Origin of the sequence: Prevotella sp. E9-3, from assembly GCF_022024015.1 — a bacterium.
Lineage (GTDB): Bacteria > Bacteroidota > Bacteroidia > Bacteroidales > Bacteroidaceae > Prevotella.
This window is the reverse complement of the sequence record NZ_CP091786.1, coordinates 3,146,488-3,171,682: the sequence shown is the minus strand read 5'-3', so window position 1 is coordinate 3,171,682 and position 25,195 is coordinate 3,146,488. Positions and strand designations below refer to the sequence as shown.

The 25,195-nt window shown below is 49.4% G+C and carries 12 protein-coding genes, 2 tRNA genes and 3 rRNA genes; 14 read left to right on the top strand and 3 right to left on the bottom strand.

All coding sequences use genetic code 11. The annotated features are described in order from the left end of the window. Positions 1-120 precede the first annotated feature (120 nt). The 3 genes from L6475_RS12275 to L6475_RS12265 all read right to left on the bottom strand — a co-directional run bounded on the left by L6475_RS12275 (position 121) and on the right by L6475_RS12265 (position 8,983). A complete protein-coding gene (locus L6475_RS12275) occupies positions 121-2,469 on the bottom strand; it encodes a C10 family peptidase (RefSeq protein ID WP_237820442.1) in 2,349 nt (782 codons plus the stop codon). A 209-nt stretch (positions 2,470-2,678) separates the two neighbouring features. Next, entirely contained in the window at positions 2,679-5,834 is a 3,156-nt protein-coding gene (locus L6475_RS12270; RefSeq protein WP_237820440.1) for a hypothetical protein, read from the bottom strand. 266 nt (positions 5,835-6,100) lie between these two features. After that, entirely contained in the window at positions 6,101-8,983 is a 2,883-nt protein-coding gene (locus L6475_RS12265) for a hypothetical protein (protein WP_237820438.1), read from the bottom strand. A gap of 1,151 nt (positions 8,984-10,134) precedes the next feature. Here L6475_RS12265 and L6475_RS12260 point away from each other — a divergent pair. The 14 genes from L6475_RS12260 (at position 10,135) to L6475_RS12200 (ending at position 25,146) form a co-directional block, all read left to right on the top strand. Next, a 16S ribosomal RNA gene (locus L6475_RS12260) occupies positions 10,135-11,664 on the top strand. 119 nt (positions 11,665-11,783) lie between these two features. Beyond that, positions 11,784-11,857: transfer RNA gene (locus tag L6475_RS12255), tRNA-Ile, on the top strand. Between the two features lie 49 nt (positions 11,858-11,906). After that, a tRNA-Ala gene (locus L6475_RS12250) sits at positions 11,907-11,980 on the top strand. Between the two features lie 231 nt (positions 11,981-12,211). Then, positions 12,212-15,112: ribosomal RNA gene (locus tag L6475_RS12245) — 23S ribosomal RNA — on the top strand. A gap of 58 nt (positions 15,113-15,170) precedes the next feature. Next, a 5S ribosomal RNA gene (gene rrf, locus L6475_RS12240) occupies positions 15,171-15,283 on the top strand. The 16S, 23S and 5S rRNA genes sit together here with 2 tRNA genes alongside, the layout of an rRNA operon. 132 nt (positions 15,284-15,415) lie before the next feature. Further along, complete coding sequence (locus L6475_RS12235; protein ID WP_237820436.1) at positions 15,416-15,967, top strand: hypothetical protein; 552 nt, start codon at positions 15,416-15,418, stop codon at positions 15,965-15,967. A gap of 16 nt (positions 15,968-15,983) precedes the next feature. After that, the gene (locus tag L6475_RS12230) at positions 15,984-16,547 is read left to right on the top strand and encodes a cob(I)yrinic acid a,c-diamide adenosyltransferase (RefSeq protein ID WP_237820434.1); all 564 of its coding nucleotides are present in this window, start codon (positions 15,984-15,986) and stop codon (positions 16,545-16,547) included. 82 nt (positions 16,548-16,629) lie between these two features. Next, positions 16,630-16,851 carry a DUF2795 domain-containing protein gene (locus tag L6475_RS12225; protein ID WP_094399307.1) on the top strand — a complete coding sequence of 74 codons (222 nt, stop codon included), beginning with the start codon at positions 16,630-16,632 and terminating at the stop codon, positions 16,849-16,851. Positions 16,852-16,958: 107 nt separating this feature from the next. Then, positions 16,959-17,087: a hypothetical protein gene (locus L6475_RS14495; protein WP_255777542.1), complete on the top strand. Its 129-nt coding sequence runs from the start codon at positions 16,959-16,961 to the stop codon at positions 17,085-17,087. A 249-nt stretch (positions 17,088-17,336) separates the two neighbouring features. After that, on the top strand, positions 17,337-18,905 hold the full coding sequence (locus L6475_RS12220) for a DUF3575 domain-containing protein (protein ID WP_237820432.1): 1,569 nt from the start codon (positions 17,337-17,339) through the stop codon (positions 18,903-18,905). Continuing rightward, the gene (locus L6475_RS12215) at positions 18,902-20,056 is read left to right on the top strand and encodes a hypothetical protein (RefSeq protein ID WP_237820429.1); all 1,155 of its coding nucleotides are present in this window, start codon (positions 18,902-18,904) and stop codon (positions 20,054-20,056) included. The genes L6475_RS12220 and L6475_RS12215 overlap by 4 nt, the downstream gene beginning before the upstream one ends. Positions 20,057-20,253: 197 nt before the next feature. Next, positions 20,254-22,455, top strand: coding sequence for a hypothetical protein (locus L6475_RS12210; protein ID WP_237820427.1), 2,202 nt, complete (start codon positions 20,254-20,256; stop codon positions 22,453-22,455). A 236-nt stretch (positions 22,456-22,691) separates the two neighbouring features. After that, the gene (locus L6475_RS12205; RefSeq protein ID WP_237820425.1) at positions 22,692-23,930 is read left to right on the top strand and encodes a fimbrillin family protein; all 1,239 of its coding nucleotides are present in this window, start codon (positions 22,692-22,694) and stop codon (positions 23,928-23,930) included. Positions 23,931-24,090: 160 nt separating this feature from the next. Continuing rightward, entirely contained in the window at positions 24,091-25,146 is a 1,056-nt protein-coding gene (locus tag L6475_RS12200; protein ID WP_237820423.1) for a hypothetical protein, read from the top strand. Positions 25,147-25,195: the final 49 nt, after the last annotated feature.

Here is a 25,195-nt window from a genome sequence, read left to right as displayed (position 1 = left end):
TTTTGAGGAAAAAGTTGTTCTGGAGAATTGTGTACAAATAAAGGCGGCACCCATCGTTTTTTGCGATGAGTGCCGCTGTTTTTTTTATAGTATCTATAGTTCCTATAGTATCTATAGTTCCTATAGTCTTATAGTCTTTTTGCCGTCAATGATGTAGAGGCCCTTTTGGGCTTTCTTTACCCTTTGGCCGCTGAGGCTGTATATTGCCTTGTCTTTTGCCTTCACCTCTGCCATCGTTTCGCTGATAGCAGAAACCTCTTCGGGAATCGTTACTGTATAGCCAAACAGGTCGCCATACCGTTTTTGCGAATCGCCTATTTCAATAAAGTTGCCATTGGTTTTGTAAACGATGATAAACCAATACTTGCCGTTGGAGGTAAGTGGAGCATCAATAGTGATGGTCTTCGACTTGCCTGTCTCCAGTTCTAACGCAGTCTCTATTGATCCTTCAGAGTAGTAATAGTTGTTGTCACCTTCTTTCAGAATATAGGTTCTGATCACATCATTATAGTCATTACTGCCATTGTTGCGAACCGTTACCTGCAGTTTGGCCACATTGTCATTGATTATGTTGCTTACGGCATTGGTCACTTTTCCGTTGCTGAATTTCAAGGTATAGCTCTTGGCCGGGAGCACAGTTATGGTTGTTGAGGCCGTCTTGTGGAACACTTCCTCCCAGCCAGTATTCTGGTTATAGTTCCAGGTGAAGTAGCCCACTTCCAGTTCGTTTTCGCCTTCGCTCTTTGGAGTGAAACTCATCTCCATTGTCTCGCTCTTGCCGGCATTCACTTCAAAGTTTTGTGCACCCACATTCTCGCCGTTCACTCTCAGGAAGAGCGTTTCGTGGAAAAACGAACCGTTATTCTTGAAGGTAGTAACTGATTTCAGCTTGCTACCCACTTCCATATTTCCGCTTACTTCGATAGCTCCGTCCAAGTCTATTTCAGAATTGGATACAGTCATCTCGTTGCCTGCTATGGTAGCGGTGAGGAATATTAAGTTTCCGCCTTTGTTGCGGTTCCATTCCTGTGCGCCGTCTTCACGGCTTATGGCAGTAATCTCATAGGTGCCGTCGGGTAGGGCGGGCACATTAATTTCTAATTCCAGACTGTTCCATCCCCATCCGCTTTGCACTTCTGAATCGAAATTGTATTCAGCATATTTCAGTTCTCCGTTTTCATTGAATATGCCCAGTCCTACGTTGAACGTATAGGTACTGCCGGTGATATTATATACTCCATCAGCATTAACCTTCAGATAGAATGTACCATTGCTCTTTGTCACGGTTGTGGTTTTTGCTTTGATGCCTCTGATGCTCATCACTACTTCCTCTTCAAACGGCTGGCCAGTGTTGGGCTGGGCGCCGATTAAGGCACTCTGGCTGAAGCTATAGCCATCGGTACTCGAACTGGCACCAGCACCGCTGTTGTTGCCTGAATCGAGGATAGAAAGAAGGAAATAGTTGTTGCTGCTTCCGCCCCATCCCCAGTTCACGTGGTACAGTCCGTCCTTGTCGTAACCGTCTATCACGAATGCATGACCTCCGCCTATTGACTGTCCGGCATAGTACACCGGACGATTGTTGGCCAGTTCATTATATATAATATTGTCCCACTCGCGTGCGCGAAAGTCATCACGATAATACAAAGTGGTTGCGGCATCATAGTCAAAGTAGTTTTTGAAGGCATCGGCTACAACCTCTGAAAAGGTACCGCTACTGTTTGCAGTGTAATCCATCTTTACGGAAGTTCCGCACAGTTGCATCAGTTTGGCCACAGCCGTTTTCTGGGTGCTTGTCTCGCTGCCGGTATAGTTGTTCTGCATATTGTTCCAGTTGATGGTCGTCATACCGATGGAACTCACACTGATTTTCTTCGTCTCAGTGGTGTAGCCGGGAATCGTCTTCTTGGTTCTGGCAGGATACTTATGATAGGCCATCACCTGAGCCATAGCTGTAGCCACACAACCAGTTAGCGAACGCTCACCATTATCTAATGGGCAGAGGTTGTTGTATGGTGCGCCTTGGTTCCATGTCGTTGTCAGCATTGGAGCAATGGCTTCGTGGTTGTCCAGTTGTGGAGCTTTGACAGCAGCGTTTGGATGCTTCTCCAGCCATTCCAACTGGTCGGCATATCCCTGCAGCCATGCCTTCATGTTCTCAGGCATCTCTTCAGTGTTGAACGAACCTTCATCGCAATAGCCTAAGATGGCAGGTGTCTGGTCGTTGCCGCTCACCACCACAAAGCCTTCTTCATTGTCTACGTTGAACACATAGAAATGTTTCTCGGCCTTTGCCAGTTTTAGTTGAGGCTGAACGCCGGGAGCGCGCAGTCTGAAAGCACTATTATGTGGTGCTCTTCCGTTCAGAAACAGTTGGGCTTTTTCTATAGCCTCTTCTTTCGTCACATTGTCAGCCCATGTCAGCTGGCATAGCAGCAGGCTAATCAATAAGAATAATGATTTCTTCATTTAAATAATAAGGTTGGTAATTTTGGGTAATTTTGAATCATTGTCCGGCTGCAAAAGTACTACAAATTATTGATTTGAACAAACATTACTCTATATTTTGAATAATCATAGCCCTTATTCCTTTAAACAGCAAGCGGCACTCACCGCTCTTCCATGCAATGAGTGCCGCTTTATATTTCCCTCCCTCGGGAGGGGTTAGGGGAGGGGTTTTACTTCACCACCACCTTCTTTCCATTGATGATGTACAGACCCTTCTGAGCCTTCATCACCTTCTGTCCGTTCAGGTTGAAGATACCCTTCTGAGCAGTCTCAGCCTTCATGGTCTCGATACCAGTAACCTTGCCTTCTGCCTTAGTTACGATATCCCACAGACCGTTCTTTTGCAGATTCTTGTCTGCATATACTGCAGAGCCTTCATCTGTACTGTCAGTACCGAACAGACCCTTAGCACCTTGGATGGTGTATCCGCCATCAACGATGTTGAAGTTCACAACGTATGCGTTAGCGATGTCGTTAGTATTTTCCAGAGTCCAGTTGTTGCCAGTGGTCTTGAAGATATAAGCCGATTTATCTGCATTCGAAATTACCCATCCGCCTTCTACACCGATGATGTGGATTGTTGCGAATTTTGCAATATTCACGCTGTTGTCGGCTACATTGAGCATCAGGCTGTTTGCAGCCTTATTCAGGATGCAGTACTCCTCGTCTGCAACAGGCAGGTTCTGTGAAGCCTTGGCAGTAGCAACAGCGCTGTTTACTTCATCTATCGTTGTTGCATTGTTTACATTAGTTATACAAGTATTGATGTCGTTTTCAATGTAGTAGAACAACTTATTGCCTACGGGCAGAGCATTGATTGTGGCCAGAGCCTGATCTTTTGCAATATCAAGGTCGCTCTTCTCTACCCACTCTTCGATGGTCCACAGACCGTTGTTGGCTACAGCCTTGTTTGCATATATAGCAGAACCGGCAGCGGTGTTGTCGGTACCAAACAGACCCTTAGCACCCTGAATGGTGTAAGCACCATCTGCAAGGTTGAAGTTTACAACGTATGCATCTTCCTTGGTTGTGGTAGTTGACAATGTCCAGTTATCTTCAGAAGTTTTGAGAATGTACTCAGGAGTCTCAGCATTGTTAGAGATCACCCATCCGCCTTCTACTTCTGTGAAGAGTACGATAGCCTTGTTCTCGATTGAAACCTTTCCATTAGCTACACTCAGCATGAGGCTTGTAGCTTTGTTAATGATGGTGTACTCCTTGTTGACCTCAGGCTTGTTCATTGCAGGAGCAAATGTAGCAACAAATGCGTTCAGGGTCTCCGTGGCGCTCTTCACGGCTTCGGCAGACTCGGCAGCAGTGTAGGCAGCCTGGGCTGTTGCAATAGCATCGTTCAGCGGCTTGATTTCGCTCTCAGCATAGGTGAATAACGCCTCACCGACAGTGTAGGTAGCAGCCTTTGCCTGAGCAGCATCGATAGCAGCTTGGAGATCGATCAATGCTATTTCGATCGAATTGATAGCTTCCAGCGTCAGGTGGCTGACGAAGAGGGCAGGCGTGTTGCCAACTCCAAAGTTGTTAGAGCCGGTTCCGTAGCCCAGGCTGATGGTGATGGGGCTGGCCTCGGTGAGAGTGAAGGCGATGGTGTGGGTGGTCCATGCACTCTTGCCGTCCATCCATTCCGTGCTCTCGTCGGTGTATGTGGTCTCGCCTACCTTCACAAAGAAGCGGTTCTCATAGTTGGCTTTTGTGGTGGTGGCATTGGTGTTCTCCACGTCGAAGGTCAGTTTGTAAGAGCCTGCGGGCAGCTCAGCAGTAGTCTGCGTGAAAGCTGCATAGTTGGTCTGCCAGCGGCACTCCAAACCAGCAGCGAACTCCGTAGCGAGGTGGGTCTCGTCAACGGTGGCTGCAGGGTGTTCACCGCGTACCTGATAGGTACCGATGAGGCCCATGCCGAGATCATAGTACTGCGCTGAAGTGACTTTGTCCCAGCCGAGGGGATCAGCCTCGGGGTTGAATCCGGCATTCACAATTTCTGGTACTTCAATTCCTGCCTCTTCCTTAATCTCAATAGGTTGGAACTGGATATTGCTGTTATAGCAGCTGATAGCTCCTACCATTTCGTAGGTCTTGCCTTCCTCGGCGGCGGCAATCTCCAGACCGAATTGGTTGTAGCCGACAATCTCGGTCTCGCCGATGTTGATAGTCAGATTATTTCCGTCAACGGTGTAGCCGGTGATGCCCTTCAGCGTCACCACCTCGTTAATGTGCTCTGCCGTGATGTCAGCAGCAGTCACCTCCGGATAGGTCACCTCAGCGGCGTCGCCATCCTTCATCACGAGGGCATTGTCGGGAACGAGCTCGAACAGATTTTTGTAAATACTCACTTTTCCTGTCCAGTTAGCAGCAATAGTCTTACCCACCTCAGCGGCTGTGGTCTTCTCGCCCGTTGTGTCATAGATGAGGCTTGAGCCGGTAGCATCCTTGACGTACACGTACTTAGCGGTAGGCTTGGCCACCACGAGAGCCTCACCGGTGAAGATGAACTCCTTGTTATTCTCAAGTGCTGTAGCAGCAGCGATATTTGCAATGTTGACAGGAGCTTCCTTGACAGTCAGCGTGAAGCTATCCTGGCAGGGCTTGTAGTTTTCATCACCCTCAAACGATGCTGTAATGGTTGCTGTGCCTGCTTTAAGCAGTTGCAGGGTTGTACCATCAATTTTGGCTACTTCTACGTCGCTGCTGGTCCAGGTGACGACGGCCCCATCGATAGCGGTCTCGCCAGCCTTTACTACTGCAGCGGGCAGGTTCATCGTAGTGCCCACGATACCCTCTTGGTTGTTACCTGCACTGATGGTTGTTTCTGTGCGGGTGTCAGACGGGCTGCCTGCAGGTGTGTAGTCGATAACTACTTCTTTGATGCGAACTTGCACATTCGAAGTGTTACCATTGCCCAGTACGAACGATGTGCTGTTGATGGTGTAAACTCCTTCATCATCGGCTGTTACGGGATTTCCATTTACAGTCACCGTAACTTTGCTGTAAGAAGTTCCATTGAATGTCATTGAGATGTTGTTGATGGTGGCTTCTGTAAGTGATGACACGGTAATGGTATTAGAACCGGCAGCGTGCCAATATAAACGGAAATCGCCAGCTTTGTTTAAGCCAGGAGCATTGGAGCCTGCACCCTTATCTGCGGTTACAGACCATTCGCTGGCATTAAGGCCAAACGTGGCAGCTTCGTTGCCATCGCAGGTCATGTTTGTTGTTGTAGTACCAGAGTACTTCATGGTAACCTGCTCTGCCATCACTGTTCCACACAGCATCGTCAGCAGACTGACGAGCATAAAACGTAATGTTTTCTTCATAAAATAATTAGTTTAAGTTAATAATAAATGTATTATATATATAATAAGTAGCGAGAGAGAAAAATAGGTTATTAGTCGGTTGGGACTTTCTGTAGGCCCACACTTCAGGGCAAAGATACAAAAAAATGTGATAAGTGATAATATGACGTCTGTTATTTATTGTTTTTTTACATTTCGTGCTTCACTGCAAAAAAACGGCACTCATCGCTTCTGCAATGAGTGCCGCTTTATATTTCCCTCCTTCGGGAGGGGTTAGGGGAGGGGTTTTACTTGACCACCACCTTCTTGCCATTGATGATGTACAGACCCTTCTGAGCCTTCATCACCTTCTGTCCGTTCAGGTTGTAGATTTCCTCAGACTCACGACCTGCCTTCATGGTCTTGATGCCAGTAGGAATTTTGGTAACTTCGATAATCCAATCCACGTTTCCGTTGCTGGTCTGCTTGTCAGCATAGCAAGGCTTACCGGCTTCTTTCTCTGCGGCATTAGTACCTACAAAACGACCTTTGGTAACGAGGTTGTTGATGCGATGAGCACCATCGGGCAGAGCTGTGAATGTCCAAGCAGCCTTTTTGTCGGCAGCTGTTGACATGGTCCATGCATTGTTTCCTGCCAGACCTACGAAGAGAGTGCCGTCTGCATTTGACAGGTAGTATTCGCCATTGTTCTCGGTCTCAATAAATTTCAAAGCAGTGGCCTGCTCGGCGATGGTGATACCGCTTTCAGCAAGTGCCATGTAGAGAGGAGTCTCGACATCAAGACGGAGTCGGAAGGTGTAAGTCTTGTCAGCCTCAGGCTTGTTCATTGCAGGAGCAAATGTAGCAACAAATGCATTCAGAGTCTGGGTTGCAGTGGTCACAGCATCTACAGATTCTGCGGCATCATAGACTCCCTGAGCAGTAGATATAGCATTGGTGAGAGGAGTAATCTCTGTTGCAGGATAGGTAAACATTACTTCGCCAATAGCGTAAGAATCGGCCAGTGCCTGAGCAGCGTCAATAGCCTTCTTAAGCTCGGCAAGAGCACCGTCGATGGCAGGAACCTGAATCAGTTTCACGTTGTCAACGAAGAAGTCAGAACGGCGGGCGCCACACATATTGAAAGTGATGACCACATTGCCGTCAACAAGTTCCTGATCAAGAGTGAATGGCAGTTCCAACGTGCTCCAGTCAGTGTCGTTGAAATAGGTGTTTACATTACCGCCTATTACACCATCGGCAGCAGGCGAGGTAGTTGAAGCGACTGTATTTTCGCCGTCAACAACTGAAAGACCAAGTTTGGTGTTCTGATTTGCCTGATTGTCTTTGTCATAGCTATAGTACTGCTTGTAGTCCACTGAGAGGATATAAGCACCAGCGGGAAGAGTTGCCATGGCATCAGATGTCAAAGTAATTACGTTGCCATTGCCATTCCATCCCTGGCGGATGAAGAGTGAATAGTTACCCTCGCTTGGATCGGAGGTACCGAACTGTGATGTGGTGCTTTCAGATCCTGCAGGGCGAAGCTCGGTGTTATTGAACTGTGTGCCTACACCATCAAAGGTCCAGCCTGTCAGTTCTAAAGCACCGTTAGATGCAGCTTTCTCGCCGTCGGCTTCGAAGCTGGGGTTAACGATAGCAGTTTCAGGATCGAAAATGTCGCCAGTCTTCTCAATCCAGAGGTAGTCAAGCTGGGCATCGGCCGAGCTGGTGGTGCCGAAATACTTGATTTCGGTCTCGGCAGTCAGTACAATCTCGTTTGATGCTGTCTCGGACAGGTTGCCCTTAGATGCGAATGCAATCTGAGTCTCACCATAGCCAATATATATATTCTGTTCACTGCTCTTACTGGTGAATGTTCCTACGTGCAGTTTATATTTGCCTGCGGACAGAGTGGTGATGACGACATCTTCAGAAGATACTCCACCCTTTGCGTTAGATCCACGGATGGGGAGGTTGCCGTTTGTGCTGATCGTCATTCCGCTGATGTCTTCACCCTCAGAGCAGTAAATAACATTGTTTTTTTCTGTGGCAGTGTATGCCCAGTTGGCAACTGTGTTCTCGTTGTTTAGAATCACTGATGCACGATACTCTTGATTGGTAGCTTCCTTTGTCCACAGTGTGCCATTAACATTGATATAAAGAGGATAAGGCACTGTGACAGCGTCTTCTTCGAAAGCTTTACCCGAGGCAAGTTCCTTGATGACAGCCGACTCAGCACCGGTTGCATTAACGGTGTAGTTCCATGTGGCAGCCTCGCGGAATACTAAGGTAATGACATTGTTGGCTTCGTTCTCAACTGTGGTGATGGCATTGTTACCAGAAACGTAGATATACTTTTTGTCGTTAACATAGATTGCAGCAGTATAATCGGCTGCAGCCGACACTTCTGTGCCTACAATTGTGCCTATTACAACGTCATTCTTGATGGTGTTGCTGCTTTGGTCAACAAACTTGATGGTGTAGTTGGTAGGAGTAGCTGCGGGAACATCGCCATCCTGAATCTCGCGTACCACGACATTGTCAATGGCGAAGTTGGCATTGTAGCGTTTTGTAATGAACTGCATTTTTCCCAGGCCACCGGTCTCGCTCAGAGTTGTGATCATGTCACGCGCGAACACAACGCTGCTCGTAGCCTTGTCGGTGATGGTGAGATAAGTCAGCGATCCATTGCGGCTCAGCTTGACTTCCATCCAAGTTAGGTCGGAAATACCTTTGCTACCGGCAGAGATGGCAGCCTTCTGGGTGCTATTGCCATTGATGATGTATTCGGTTGCATTTACACCCGTTGCCACCAGTCCGAGAATCTTTGCGCTGTTAGCAGCATCATAGATGTTAAACTCTACAGGTGACTGATTATTTGACGAACCAATCTTCACGTCGAATGTCATGGTGAAGTCTGTGCCAGCTGCTACTTTGTCCTGCAGACTGGTGCTTGTAAGGACGCAACCGTTGTTTTGTCTTGTTCCTTGATCTACAGACAAGTAGTGGTTTCCGTCATCTTCCAGAATAACTGGCGTGAAACGGCCAGCTGTGCCGGTTGTCCAGTCGGCAGTAGCACCGTCAGCCTCGTAATCCTGCGAGAAATAGGTGGTGGCTTGAGCCCAAGCATTTCCTCCTACTAACACCATCAGTGCTAATAGTGCGGATTTAAGTAAATTTCTTTTCATGTTATGTTTTTATTAGTAATAATGTTTGCGCCTTCCGGTCCGTTAGCGCATGGTTGAAGTTTTGAATTGTAGTTTTAGTTATTGGTAGTGCCCGTCTGCGGACCTCTTATTGCTGCCTCCCAGTCTTAGTGGTAAGGCCAGAATAGGGCACAGGATGTTTTCTCTTCTATTTAAAAGGAATTCGTTAGTAATTTGTGGTAAATATTATGAGTTATGTAGTTTCTGCTATATTACTATTCAAGTTGCAAAAATAGAAAATCTTCTTTTAATATCCAAATAGAATTAAAAAGTTTTTGCTTTTTTGTTAATATTGCGTGGCAAAAAATCATTTATCACGGGTCAACGCTATAACTGTTAAAATAAATTTTGGCCATTATTTTTCAAATTTTGGCCAAAATTCAATGAATAATGGCCAAAATTTATTTCAGCCTTATTTCTGTTGCAGCTCGATAGCCGTTCTGTTACGTCCCAGTTTTTGTTCTCTTTGCCAGCAGCGCGATATACTCTAAAACAAATTATAGCTATAATTTCCCCGATTATAGCTATAATTTTCTGAATTTTAGCTATAATTTATTTCAGCGTGCTTTCTTTTGCGGTCCAACATGAGTTCTGTTCCGCCCCAATTCTTCGTTTCTTTGTCACTAAAACTAATTATTGGTAAAATATATCCGAGAATTGTTATAATTATAGCCGAGCTTGTTAGAATAATATCTGAGAATTGTAGATGGTCTTTCTATTCACTCCCCTCCCTCACAGGGAGGGGTTGGGGGAGAGTCTTCTTTCTTTCACGCGCGCATAATATATAAAAGGTATGCCCTTTTCCTTGAATTGACATATATCAAATCAGGGGTAAAAAATGCACTTTTTCTCAAATTTTTTATTGAAAAGTTTTGGTAGTTTGAGAAAAAGCCGTACCTTTGCATCCGCTTACGAGGAACACCTCCTCACGAGCGACTAAGAAAGAGTTCTTTGAAAGATTTACATAGACAGTGAAGTAGTACAAGAAGCGAGTACTTTTATTAGTACTTGGGTAACAAAAGTCAAACCGTTAAATTCTTGAATGAATTACTGGATAGTTGTTCTGAGACAGAGTAAGAGATACTAGTTCTACTAGTTACACTAGTGGTACTAGTTCTAGAGATACAGATTTTACAATGAAGAGTTTGATCCTGGCTCAGGATGAACGCTAGCTACAGGCTTAACACATGCAAGTCGAGGGGCAGCATGTTGGTTGCTTGCAACCGATGATGGCGACCGGCGCACGGGTGAGTAACGCGTATCCAACCTTCCCCCTAGTAGGGAATAGCCCGGCGAAAGTCGGATTAATACCCTATGTTGTTCATTGAAGGCATCTGATTTGAACCAAAGGTTTTCCGCTAAGGGATGGGGATGCGTCTGATTAGGTTGTTGGCGGGGTAACGGCCCACCAAGCCGACGATCAGTAGGGGTTCTGAGAGGAAGGTCCCCCACATTGGAACTGAGACACGGTCCAAACTCCTACGGGAGGCAGCAGTGAGGAATATTGGTCAATGGACGGAAGTCTGAACCAGCCAAGTAGCGTGCAGGATGACGGCCCTATGGGTTGTAAACTGCTTTTGTCAGGGAATAAAGTGAGGCACGTGTGCCTTTTTGTATGTACCTGAAGAATAAGGACCGGCTAATTCCGTGCCAGCAGCCGCGGTAATACGGAAGGTCCGGGCGTTATCCGGATTTATTGGGTTTAAAGGGAGCGCAGGCCGGAGATTAAGCGTGACGTGAAATGCCGCGGCTCAACCGTGGAAGTGCGTCGCGAACTGGTTTTCTTGAGTGAGTACGACGGAGGCGGAATTTGTGGTGTAGCGGTGAAATGCTTAGATATCACGAAGAACCCCGATTGCGAAGGCAGCCTCCGAGTCCTTAACTGACGCTAAAGCTCGAAAGTGCGGGTATCGAACAGGATTAGATACCCTGGTAGTCCGCACGGTAAACGATGGATGCCCGCTGTTTGCGATATACAGTAAGCGGCCAAGCGAAAGCGTTAAGCATCCCACCTGGGGAGTACGCCGGCAACGGTGAAACTCAAAGGAATTGACGGGGGCCCGCACAAGCGGAGGAACATGTGGTTTAATTCGATGATACGCGAGGAACCTTACCCGGGCTTGAACTGCAGGAGAACGATTCAGAGATGATGAGGCCCTTCGGGGCTCCTGTGGAGGTGCTGCATGGTTGTCGTCAGCTCGTGCCGTGAGGTGTCGGCTTAAGTGCCATAACGAGCGCAACCCTTTTCATTAGTTGCCATCAGGTGATGCTGGGCACTCTGGTGATACTGCCACCGTAAGGTGTGAGGAAGGTGGGGATGACGTCAAATCAGCACGGCCCTTACGTCCGGGGCTACACACGTGTTACAATGGGTGATACAGAGAGCCGGTCGTCCGCAAGGACGATCCAATCCTTAAAGTCATCCTCAGTTCGGATTGGGGTCTGCAACCCGACCCCATGAAGCTGGATTCGCTAGTAATCGCGCATCAGCCATGGCGCGGTGAATACGTTCCCGGGCCTTGTACACACCGCCCGTCAAGCCATGAAAGCCGGGGGCGCTTGAAGTCCGTGACCGCGAGGATCGGCCTAGAGCGAAACTGGTAATTGGGGCTAAGTCGTAACAAGGTAGCCGTACCGGAAGGTGCGGCTGGAACACCTCCTTTCTGGAGAGGACACTATACAGTGGTTTGACAACCCATTGCTTCTTTACTACACAACTGTTTAATAAAGAATAGAGAAAAACGAGGCTGGGCAGAGGCACCCCCTCTGACCGACTTATGAGAGTCCTATAGCTCAGTTGGTTAGAGCGCCACACTGATAATGTGGAGGTCGGCAGTTCAAGTCTGCCTGGGACTACTCTGAGGTAATTGTCAATTATCAATTTTCAATTATCAATTCTCTTAACGGGGGATTAGCTCAGTTGGCTAGAGCACCTGCTTTGCAAGCAGGGGGTCAACGGTTCGAATCCGTTATTCTCCACTATTCGGTTCAGATCACTCAGACAACTCTGAATACTCAGAATACTCAGAATACTCTGAGAGGAACCGAAAGAGATCTTTGACATATTGAGACACAAGACTGTAAGTAAAGACTTTTTAGAAGTCACAAGATTAGAAATAATCTCAATACAGCTGAAAGTATGAGCGATTCTTTCTTTTGCCAGGTATTGCGCTATATGATAGCGCTGTTACCGGCACGAGTTGGAATGTAGGCGAAATCGAGTTAGGGCGTCTGGTGGATGCCTTGGCTCCCGGAGGCGATGAAGGACGTGATAAGCTGCGATAAGCCTCGGGTAGGTGCAAATGACCTTTGATCCGAGGATTTCCGAATGGGACAACCCAGTCATATGAAGTGTGACTATCCCTGCTTATGTAGGGAGGCTAACCGAGGGAACTGAAACATCTTAGTACCTCGAGGAAGAGAAAATAACAATGATTCCCCCAGTAGTGGCGAGCGAACGGGGAAGAGCCTAAACCGCCGGTGTAGCAATGCACCGTCGGGGTTGTAGGACCACGCCGTGGCATGTTGATGTGGAGTAGAACCGTCTGGAAAGATGGATCATAGAAGGTGATAATCCTGTATACGAACACAGATTCAGCCTAGTGGTATCCTGAGTAACGCGGAACACGAGTAATTCTGCGCGAATCTGCCGGGCCCATCCGGTAAGGCTAAATACTCCCGGGAGACCGATAGTGAACGAGTACCGTGAGGGAAAGGTGAAAAGCACCCCGATGAGGGGAGTGAAATAGTCCCTGAAACCAGGCGCCTACAAGCGGTCGGAGCTGCATTTTGCAGTGACGGCGTGCCTTTTGCATAATGAACCTACGAGTTACCATCACCAGCGAGGTTAAGCTTCTTTGTAGCGGAACCGCAGTGAAAGCGAGCCTGAAGAGGGCGTTGAGTTGGTGGGGGTAGACGCGAAACCGAGTGATCTACACATGTCCAGGATGAAGTCCCGGTAACACGGGATGGAGGTCCGCACCGATAAGCGTTGAAAAGCTTCCGGATGAGGTGTGTGTAGGAGTGAAAGGCCAATCAAACTCGGAGATAGCTCGTACTCCCCGAAAGGCATTTAGGTGCCGCGTCGGATGATCACCGTGAGAGGTAGAGCGACCGATAGGTCAAGAGGGCTTCACCGCCTATCGAGACCTGACGAACTCCGAATGCTCACGGTCTGCAGTCCGGCAGTAAGGGGGCGGGTGCTAAGGTCCGTCCCCGAGAGGAGAAGAATCCAGACCGCCGTCTAAGGTCCCGGAATCCTGTCTGAGTTAGTCTAACGAAGTGTGGCCTCGATGACAGCTAGGATGTTGGCTTGGAAGCAGCCATTCATTCAAAGAGTGCGTAACAGCTCACTAGTCGAGAGGCCGTGCATGGATAATAATCGGGTATAAGACAGGTACCGAAGGCGCGGGATAGCAATAATAAAAGTATCGGTAGGGGAGCATTCCTGCGACGCCGAAGCCATGGGACGACCCTTGGTGGAGTTTCAGGAAAAGCAAATGTAGGTATAAGTAACGATAAGGAGGGTGAGATTCCCTCCCGCCATAAGACTAAGGTTTCCCGGGCGATGTCATTCAGCCCGGGGTTAGTCGGGTCCTAAGTCTCAGCCGAACGGCGAGGGCGATGGCAGACACGGTTAATATTCCGTGACTTCCCTTACGGGCGATTGTGGAGACGGAGCAGTGACACTGCCGCGCACCGACGGATGTGTGCGTTGACGGGTCTAGGCTGTGAGGATGGCAGGCAAATCCACCATCCGAGCTGATTCCCCATAGTACGGCACTCCCTTCGGGGAGAGCCGATAGTGCAGGTAATCATACTCCCGAGAAAATCCGCTAAGCTTAACCGTTAGGGAACCCGTACCGGAAACGGACACACGTAGTCGGGTAGAACATACTAAGGCGTTGAGAGAGTCGTGGCTAAGGAACTAGGCAAACTGACCCTGTAACTTCGGGATAAAGGGTCCTCCCCTCCGGGGGAGGCGCAGAGAATAGGTCCAGGCAACTGTTTAACAAAAACACAGGGCTGTGCAAACTCGAAAGATGATGTATACAGCCTGACACCTGCCCGGTGCTGGAAGGTTAAGAGGAGATGTCATACGCAAGTTGCAGCATTGAATTGAAGCCCCAGTAAACGGCGGCCGTAACTATAACGGTCCTAAGGTAGCGAAATTCCTTGTCGGGTAAGTTCCGACCTGCACGAATGGTGTAATGATCCGGACGCTGTCTCGGCCACGATCTCAGTGAAATTGTAGTATCGGTGAAGATGCCGATTACCCGCGATGGGACGAAAAGACCCCGTGAACCTTTACTACAGCTTAGCACTGACCTTGGTCATCGGATGTGTAGGATAGGCCGGAGGCTATGAAGCGGCGTCGCCAGGCGTTGTGGAGCCATCCTTGAAATACGGCCCTTCTGCTGCCTGAGGTCTAACGGGTAATAATCCGGACACTGCTTGGTGGGTAGTTTGACTGGGGTGGTCGCCTCCAAAAGCGTAACGGAGGCTTCCAAAGGTGCCCTCGGGCCGATTGGTAACCGGCCTTACAGAGTGCAATGGCATAAGGGCGCTTGACTGGGAGGCAGACATGCCGAGCAGGCAGGAAACTGGGGCATAGTGATCCGGCGGATCCGTATGGAAGGTCCGTCGCTCAAAGGATAAAAGGTACTCCGGGGATAACAGGCTGATCCCCCCCAAGAGCTCATATCGACGGGGTGGTTTGGCACCTCGATGTCGGCTCGTCACATCCTGGGGCTGGAGAAGGTCCCAAGGGTTGGGCTGTTCGCCCATTAAAGTGGCACGCGAGCTGGGTTCAGAACGTCGTGAGACAGTTCGGTCTCTATCTATCGTGGGCGTGGGAGTCTTGAGTGGACCGGTCACTAGTACGAGAGGACCGTGATTGACCGACCTCCGGTCTGCCGGTTGTACCGCCAGGTGCACCGCCGGGTATCCGCGTCGGGTTCGGATAAGCGCTGAAAGCATCTAAGTGCGAAGCCGGCCACAAGATTAGGGCTCCATATAGGGTCGTCGCAGACTACGACGTTGATAGGGTGCAGGTGTAAAGACGGTGACGTCAAAGCCGAGCACTACTAATTGCCCGAATGGTTTCTCCGATTGGCGCTTACTTTCAACTGTATCTTCAGTCTTTGTGTTGATATGTCATAACCTATATTAAGGTGGTTATTGCAGCGGGGTCCCACCTCTTCCCATTCCGAACAGAGAAGTTAAGCCCGCCTGCGCCGATGGTACTGCAATGCAATGCGGGAGAGTAGGAGGCCGCCGTCTTTTTTGAGAAAGCCCTGTTTCAGAAATGAGACAGGGCTTTTCTGTTGTTGGTTATTTTATTTGTTCCTTTATTTGTTCCTTTCATCGACTTTTGTTAACTTTGTCGCTGAAATAACTTTACATAAGCCATCTATGCCTAAAAGACTTTCCTTGTTGCAAGATATCATCCAGCGAACTCAGTGTGTCTTCGTTTGGCTGAGTCGTATTACGCATTGCAAAGGCTTTGGCATCCAGTCGCCTACTGATTTCGGTTTTGTCAATACGGTGGTAAATGAGCATTGGCCTTACTATGCGTATGAGCATTTAGGAATGTATGATACTTGGAAGCGTAGGCATCTGGGACTGCTTTATTTCCGTATTGCCAATTGGCGGCAGCCATCAACGGTCTATGATGGGGTAGGAGTGATGTGTTATCTGAAAGCTGGGTGTGCGAAAGTTCATACGCCTTCAAATGGTGAGATATTGGATTTGGCGGTTGTCTCGCTTGGCGAGGATATTGATGCTGTGTTGGATTGTTGCGATGATCGTTCGGTGGTTTTAGTAGAGGATATTAAGGCCTTCCCTAACAAATGGAAGCAGCTGTTAGCATCCTCACGAGTCGTCATCTCCTATGACCTTTATTACTGTGGAATATTACTTTTTGACCGGAAACGAACTAAGCAGCATTATATAGTAAACTATTAACCTATTTATATATATTATGAAAATAACAAAAGTCTATACACGTACGGGCGACCAGGGTACTACCAGTCTGGTGGGCGGTGTACGCGTTTCAAAAGCCTCTCTTCGACTGGATGCCTATGGAACTGTTGATGAACTCAGCTCACATATTGGTCTGCTGATTGCTATGTTAGGTTCAGATGAACAAACTAAACTACTGAAACGAATACAAAACACGCTCTTTAATGTGGGAACTCATCTTGCTACCGATGCCAAACAGACAGAACTGTTGTCTTCTGCGCGATTACCGCAAGGAGAAGTGGCTTATATGGAACAACAGATAGATGATATCAACAATTCGCTCAACTCATCGCAAGGCTTTATCCTTCCAGGAGGTTCGCAGGAAGCAGCACAGGCTCATGTGTGCCGTACCGTGTGTCGAAGAGCTGAGCGGTGCATTATAGCCCTTGCAGAAACTGCCGAAATAGGTGATGAAATTCTGCAATATATGAATCGGTTGAGTGATTATCTGTTCGTTTTGGCAAAAAAAATAAACTTTAACAAGCATATTGGTGAAAATCTATGGGAAAATGCTTGTAAATAAGAAAATATTTGTTATTTTTGTGCCCCAAATAACAGGAGTAGTTCCTGTTTATGAGTAACATGACTTAAATAATTTAACAGCTATGTATTGGACACTGGAACTTGCATCAAAATTGGAAGACGCTCCCTGGCCCGCAACCAAGGAGGAACTCATAGATTACGCTATCCGCTCAGGCGCACCGCTTGAGGTACTTGAAAACCTTCAGGAAATTGAGGATGAGGGTGACGTTTACGAAAGCATCGAAGACATCTGGCCCGACTATCCCACCAAAGAAGATTTCCTGTTCAACGAGGATGAGTATTAAGCATCTTATTGACTTGTAACTAATTGAAAATCAACGTGGTGTGCAAAATGATATTTTTTGCACACCACGTTTTTATGCCCAAAAGTGCCGTTTTTAGTGGCTCAATAATGGCACAAGCGCCGCAACTCTGTCCAGAGTTCCTGTCAGATACCCTTGGCGAAGTAGTTGACGGACTTGACTTCAAGTTTGAAGCAATGTTAAAAAGTGATGGTGGCGAGTGTTTATCTTCTCCTTAGATAATATAGGCCTGTTGTATCATTTTCAACACTAAATTATCTCGTTTTTTCTTGTATTTAACATAAATTTTGTTAAATAAAGACACTTTTCTATGCAGATGTATGTTTTTTTTAAAAAATTATATATTTTTGCGTACTTGTATAAATATTTTGAACATGTTGTTTCACTCTAACGGAGAGGAGGAGACACTGTTCGGTCCTATCAATTTAGGATAAAACAAAAAAAACGAGAGGGGGGGCGTTCTTATTTTGAAAACGCGTATTTTTAAACTGACAGTTCTGATGTTACTGGGAACACACAGCGTGGTTCTGGCAACATCTTTCGTGTCTGGTCAGCCCGACTCTCTTAACACACTTTCTGCCCCCGCTGACACTACTCTCCGCTCCGTCTCCGACACACTTTCGTTCTACGATCGCTACCCGTTCATCCGCATTGTGCCGCGCAACTCCGAGCTGGCACCCGTCACCGATGAAGAGTTCTTCAACACCTCGGCACGCGTCATCTTCCCCGTCAACAAGTTCGTTCTGCCCAAGAACGACTCGTTGTTGCGCCTGCTCTCCGGCACCATCTTCCCCCGCATTAACAGCGACAGTCTCCGACTGAAGAAGCTCATGTTCCGTGGTGCCGCCTCGCCTGAAGGACCGCTGCGCTGGAACCGCACACTGGGTAACAACCGTATGAACGCCCTTTACCGCTTCGTCAGGCAGCACATCAGCACCGCTTCAGCCGACACCCTCTCACAGCGCGACGTCGATGTGGAGGACTATCGCACGCTGTGCATCATGATGCGCCAAGCCGGCGACCGTGACTACGGCCTGGTTCAGGCCCTGTGCGATGTCTATCTGGCCAAAGACGACCTGCCCACGCTGAAGCGTAGGCTGATGCAGGTCCATCAGGGTCGGCTGTGGCGTCGCCTGCTCCGCACCTACTATCCGAAGCTGCGCTCTGCCCGCTTCGTGATGATTCTGGAACGGCCCGAGCCGTCTATGCCCCTGCAATACATCGAAGCCAGCGGGCTCCCCTATGTGTTGCCCTCGCTGCCCAGTGTGAGGCCCATCCCCGTGCCTACACTTGTCCATCGCCGCGAGTTACTCTCCGTGAAGACCAATGTATTGTTAGACCTGGCCTACATGCCAGGCTACAACCGTTGGTGCCCCATCCCCAACGTGGCCATTGAGTACTATCCACTTCACGGCCACTTCACCTTCGGCGCCTCGTTCGACTGCCCCTGGTGGCAGGACTACGAAGGCCACAAGTATTTCCAGGTGCGCAACTACCAGCTGGAGTCGCGCTACTACTTCCGTTCCGGCGACATCCGTCGCAACGTTCCCGGCCAGGGTGCCGCCTTCCGCGGCTTCTATGTGCAGGCCTACGCCCATGTAGCACTCTACGGCATCATGTTCGATGCCGACAACGGCTGGATGGGCGAAGGTCTTGGCGGTGGCGTCGGTGCCGGCTATGTGCTGCCGCTCAGCCGCGACGGCCACTGGCGGCTGGAGTTCCAGGCCCAGGCGGGCTACTTCATCACTGGCTACGATCCGTTCCAGTACGAGAACCCCGTCAACCCCAATTACCGCGACCACCTCTATTATTATAAGTGGACGAAGAAGCCCGCACTCTTCAAGAAGCGCCAGTACCGCTTCAGCTGGCTGGGCCCCACCCGCGTGGGCATCACCCTCAGCTACGACCTGCTCTACCGCAGGGTGGCCAAGAAGGGAGTGAGCTTCAGGAACTGGGAGATAATGGAGGCCTATAGGGCCCATGAGCCCAATAAGCCCCATGAGGCCCATGATTCAGAAAGGAGGGCTGCCCAATGAGAAAGCTGCTGCTACTCTTCGCCACCCTCACGGTGCTCATGGCATCGTGCGAGCGTCAGCCACCCCTCCACCTCTACGACTCGGCTGAAGTTGACTTCACCCTGCCTCTCATCGACCTGCAGCTCGACGTGTACTGGAAGTACGACTGGGAGCTGACCTACGACGTCAAATACGACTGGCGTGCCGAGTGGTACTATGGTTGGGACGACAACGACCGCGCCGTCTTCGGTGAGATGGGCTACGTGGAGCCCAACGAGTTCAACCTCCGCCGCTACTACACAGGCGATGTGTCCTACGGTCCGCGCCTGAACGTCAGGAAAGACAAGGTCTATGGCAAGACCTTCTCCGGGCGCTACGAGTGGGGCTACTGGGACCTCCTGGTGTGGAACGAGATCAGCACCATCGACGGTGTGCAGAGCCTGCGCATCGACGAGGCTGAGAACTACGACAGCGTCGTCGCCTCCACCGGACCCAGCATGATGCAGTCGCGCTACCAGGCACCGCGCTACACCCGCTCGTTCTATGAGCCTGAGCTGCTGTTCGGCGCCCAGAGCCAGGCCGAAGCCATCACGTCCGACCTGGAGGGCTTCATCTTCGATGCTGAGCGCAACGTCTATTTCAAACAGCTGAACATGCTGCTGCTGCCGCTCACCTACATCTACCTCACGCAGGTCATTCTGCACAACAACAATGGTCGCGTGACGTCGGTCGATGGCTCAGCCAACCTCTCAGGCATGGCACGCTCGGTGGTGATCAACACAGGCCGTGCAGGCAGCGACCCCATCACCGTCTATTACAACGTGCTGATGAAGAAGGGATGCGACATGAAGGGCGAATCGGTCGATATCGTCGGAGGACGCCTGATCACCTTCGGCATGTGCAACCAGCTGCACAACCAGATCACCGACGTCTCACAGGTGACCGACAAGGAGCCACACTATATGGACGTCACGATGCAGTTCAACAACGGCATGGACTCCACACTGGTGTTCAACGTCACCGACCAGGTGCGCAAGCGCTACCGAGGCGGCGTCATCACCGTCGAGCTCGATATGGACACCGTGCCAATCCCCAGCCGATCCGGCGGCTCCGGCTTCGATGCCGTGGTGAAGGACTTCGAGGATGGAGGAACACATGAATTTGACATGTAATAAAACGAATGGAACAAAAATAAATAAAAAAACTCTCTTGCCTCTTGCTTCATGCAAGTAGTGAATACGAAATACAAAAACAATATAAACAAAACTAATCAACAAAAAAAACAAAAAAAACAAAAAAATCAAACAAATCAAACAAAGCAACAATTTTTTGAATTCATTTAATTATTAACTTTTTAAACTTTTCAATTATGAAAACTAAGTTTTATTTCCTCGCAGCACTTGCGACCGCAATGTTCGCAAGCTGCGCAAACGAAGAGTACATCGACGACACCAGTCCCAACGCTACTCTGGAGCAAACTGGTGACGGAAGCATCCAGTTCGGATTCGACTTCCAGAACGCTACTCGTGCAGATGGCGACATTTATGGCGCTTCTGCTGCTAAGAAGCTCGGTGGTCACTTCTATGTAATTGGTACTAAGGGTTCTGAAGGTACTGACAATCCTTCAGAGACTCTCGTGTTTGACAACTACTCGGTAAGCTTCACAGCAAATACTGCTGGTACTACTGCTTCAAACACTGCAAACTGGGAGTATGTTGGTCTTCCTGCTGACGCACACCATGCAAAGCTGTCTCCTAACGCTCAGACTATTAAGTACTGGGACTACAACACAACTCAGTATGACTTCCACGCATTCTCAACAGGTACAAAGGATGCTGTAACCGGTAAGACAACTGGAACTATTGGTGCTAACGAGATTAATGTAACAAAGTCGCTGTATGGTACTGGTCTTGCAGGTGGTGCTACTGCTTACACCTTCATCGTTCCAAATGCTGCTTGTCTTGAAAACCTCTATGTTACAGATATTACACCTGTTGCAAAGGCAAAATATGGTAAGGATGTACAGCTGAAGTTCAAGAACCTGGGTGCTAAGCTTCGCATCGCTCTGTATGAGACTGTTCCTGGCTACTCTGTACAGGCAAATACCGTGAAGTTCTATGCAGATGCTGCTACACCTACTGATCCTGCAGGTCTTGGTTATGTTGCTCCTACCACAACTGGTACACTGATTAGCACCGCTGATAAAGGTCTTCCTTTGAAGGGTACGATTGAGGTTAGCTTCCCCAATGTAGGTGCAAGCAATTCATCCAATGCCAACTACAACAAGGCATCAGTGAATGTGACTGCTGACGAGTCAGCTCCTGCTAATTATGAGTTCAAGAAGACATTCGGAACTATTCCTGAATCTGAGATGGTCGGTAAAGAGGCAAACGAGCCTGATGCAACCGCATACCTTGGCCGTAACCTTCCTAATGCTTCATTTGTCGGTGACCCCAATGCTAATTTCTATCAGTTGACGTTCCCTGTTGACGATAGCCATCCTCTGACTCTCCGTGTAGATTACACTCTGATTTCTACCGATGGTTCTAATGAAACTATCACCGTTCATGGTGCAAATGCTGTAATTCCTTCTACTTACACTAAGTGGCAGCCTAACTACGCTTACACCTACATCTTTAAGATTTCAGACAACACCAATGGTACTACAGACTACGCTACTGCGGGTTTGTTCCCCATCACCTTCGATGCTGTTGTAGCTGACTTCACTGATGTGTCTGGCGAGCAGAATACCATCACTACTGTAGCTACTCCTTCTATCACTACTTATCAGCAGAATCACGATATCACAAAGGATGAGTATGTACGTGGTTCCAAGAATATTTATGTTCAGGTGAAGAAGGCTGATGGAACGTTGGCTAACGACCTTAATGGAACAACTGCTAATAGTACAGACAGATCTATCCTCTTTGCAGTTGTTGCTGGCACAACTGAGGCTCAGGTAGTGGATGCTTTGCAGCAACGTACAACTGCTATCAATGCAGCTGATGTTAAAGGTCGTAATGGTCTTACTCTGACAAAAGGTTCTATTACAAACACTGTTACTTCTATCGTGAATGGTGTTGATGACAATCCTATCCCGGTTGCAGCAAATACTACAGGTGAGATTGCTTCTTCTATAGCTGCTGGTACTTATGCTTATGTATATGACTACTCTGCAGGAGCTAAGACTGTTGTGACAGAGTTCCAGCCTGTTTCAGTAACTGTAGATTCTCCTATTGATGGGACCTCTAAAGAGTACTATCCTATAGTAATCGCTGTCGATTTGGCAGGTATCACAGTAACTGGTGCTGAAGAGACTGTAGATCATGATTATATCTACTTCTCTAAGACAACTACTGACGGTGGAACAACTTACACCTATTCATACATCAGTGTAGCCAACAAGACAACTGTTCCCAAAGGAGTTGTTAAGCTTGCTAAGACTGTTGTTGGAGGTAAGACTCCTGTAGCAGGTACAACAACCGCCGCTGCTGGTACCTTCTACTTCGACAAATACTTCTCTAACGATGGTGATTACGCTGTTAAGGTCATCAAGATTGTTAATCCTTAATCCTCTCTCATCTCATCGGGGGTCTTGCGTTCCTCCGGTAGCGAGCGCGACCCCGATGAGTTAAATCAAACCAAGTGGAGTTCTTGCTCCGCGATGCTTCGCAAGCGAGCAGAGCTTGAGCGCGACTCCCGAAAAAGCTCATTCAGGTTCGACTCCTGAATGAGCTACAAAGAAAAAAAACGAAACGAGCACAAAATGAGACTCGGAGTCTCGTGCTCAGAGAAAAGAGAAGAAAAATGAGGAGGATGAGGCTGATGAGGCAAATGAGGCAAATGAGGCTAATGGGGCCTATGAGGCTCATGGGGCTTATAAGGCCTATAGGCACTATGAGGGCTATGCTCCTCATGGCTCTCCTCTTTGCACTCTCCTCTTGCTCCAAAGGCTCCGACGAGGAGCTCACAGAGCAGCCGGCAACAGAGCAGCCGGAGGAGATGCCCATCCTCTTCGCTGGCAACATGCCGGAGCCTACTGACGTGACACGTGCCGCCAGCCTGAGCAGCACAGGACAAACATCCTTCACTGTATGGGGCTATAAGAACATGAGCTACTCAGCAGGCACTTATGGCGAAACACAGTGCGTGTTCCCCAGCTACGTGGTGAACTGGACCAGCAACTCGGCTGGCACCACCACATCGAACAGCAGCGGATGGGAGTATGTGGCACAAACACCCAACCAGACCATCAAGTTCTGGGACTGGAGCGCCAAGGCCTACCGCTTCTTCGCGGTGACGGGATGGACTGACGCGGCGGCTCCGGCAACCATAGAGGGTTATGAGGCTGATGAGGCTTATGGGGCTGATGGGTCTTATGAGACTTACAGGGCCTATAAGGTCAGCATGCTGGCCGATGCCTGCAGCACCGATGCCATGGACAAGACGCCGTTCTTCTCGCGCCTGTGGTTCTCGACCGGCGACCCGGTGACCTACGCCGACAAGCAGTTCGGCAAGCCCGTGACGCTGGAGTTCCTGAAGCCCTACACGCGTGTGCGTTTCGTCTTCAAGTATGTGTTCCCGCGCGAGGGCATCGAGCTGAAGGACAAGAGCTTCAAGCCGACTGACGGCTCCAGCATCGTTCGGAAGGGCATCGTCACCGTCAGCTATCCGCTTGAAGGGCCGAAAACGGAGAAGTGGTTCGAGATGACCAAGGACACGGACACGGACCCTGACCCCCACCTGACGGACTTCAGCGAGGACTACGACTCTGAGGATGACACCAAGGTCTATACCGGGACTGCCAAAGGCTGGTACACGGTGCTGCCCAACCTCTCGCAGGGCAGCTACACGCTGACAGTGACCATCAACGGAAAAGAGAAGACAGCCGTGGTGCCAGCCAACTACATGCAGTGGCTGCCAGGCTACAGCTACACCTACGTCTTCAAGATCACCGACGAGGGCGGCGTGGAGATAGGATGGGTGGAGTCGGCCGTGACACCCTGGACGGAGATGGAGGCAGACTGGACGGTGTATAACTGGTGAGACCCCTCTCCAGCCCTTCCGAGGGAGGGGGAGAAAAAAAGAAAAAGAAAAATTGAAAAAAGGAATGACTATAGTAAGAAGAGCAGTGAGCCGAATGAGGCTCATGGGACTTATGGGGTTCATAGGGCTTGTGGGGCTTATGGGATGCTCCAAGGATGCTGTGGAAGAGCTGGGCGGTGCCGAGGGTGAGGACATGCCTGTCGAGGTGAAAGGCTACGTGGCAGACTTCGACGAGAACCAGCTCGTCACGCGCTCCTGGACGCCTGCCTCACCCTATCAGCTCTATGGCGAGAGCGACAAGAGCATCGGCATTGCCTTCACCCAGAACGACGCGGAACTGCTGAAGGGACATTTCTTCAAGAGCAGCGGCAAGTGGCGCACCAATATCAAGGACGGCGACATCAAAGCCCTGCAGACCTACTATCTCTATGGCTACGTGCCTCACCTCAGCGGCATGGGGTTTGAAATCACCGACCGCAGTGACTCGAATGCCGGCTACAGCGATGGGGCGAAAATAACGCTTAACAACGTGCCAGCCATCATGCCCAGCGACCTCTGCGTGACCATCGGCGCCAAGCACGGCAGCAACGCAGAGACCCCGGCAGGACTGCGCGCCGGCGACTTTGCCTACGTGGGGGGCAGCACGACGACCGAAAACTATGTGTTCCTGCTCTTCGAACACCTCTATGCCTCGCTGCGCGTGAAGATGAGGATTCACGGCGACTACAACGCACTGCGCACCATCAAGCTGAAGTCGCTCCGACTGAAGACGCAGGCCGGCGAGACAACCAGCAACACGAAGACCAACATCGACATCGACCTGAAGGCTACCGACGGCAGCAACCCTTCGGAGAGCCCCATCCAGAGCATCGCCTACACCCCCGCGGGCGAGACCATCAGTGAGGCTCCCACGTTCTGGTCGTCGACGGCAGGCGAGCAGCTGACCACCGACTACACCGAGCACTCAGCCCACTTCATGCCGCTCAACATCACCACGTTCGTGCTGACCAGCGTCTACGATGTCTACGACAAGCAGGGCAATCTGCTGCGCAAGGACTGCATGGTAACGAACACCATGCAGCTCAGCGACTTGCTCACCGGGCAGGAGACAACCCGGCGTGGCAGTCGATATACCATCAAGATGACAATCAAACCCACATATCTATATATGCTGTCGGAGCCCGACTTGAACAGCCCGACGGTGACGGTGGAGTGACCCCTCCCCCTGACCCCTCCGAGGAGGGGAAAAGAAAAAGAGCAATAAA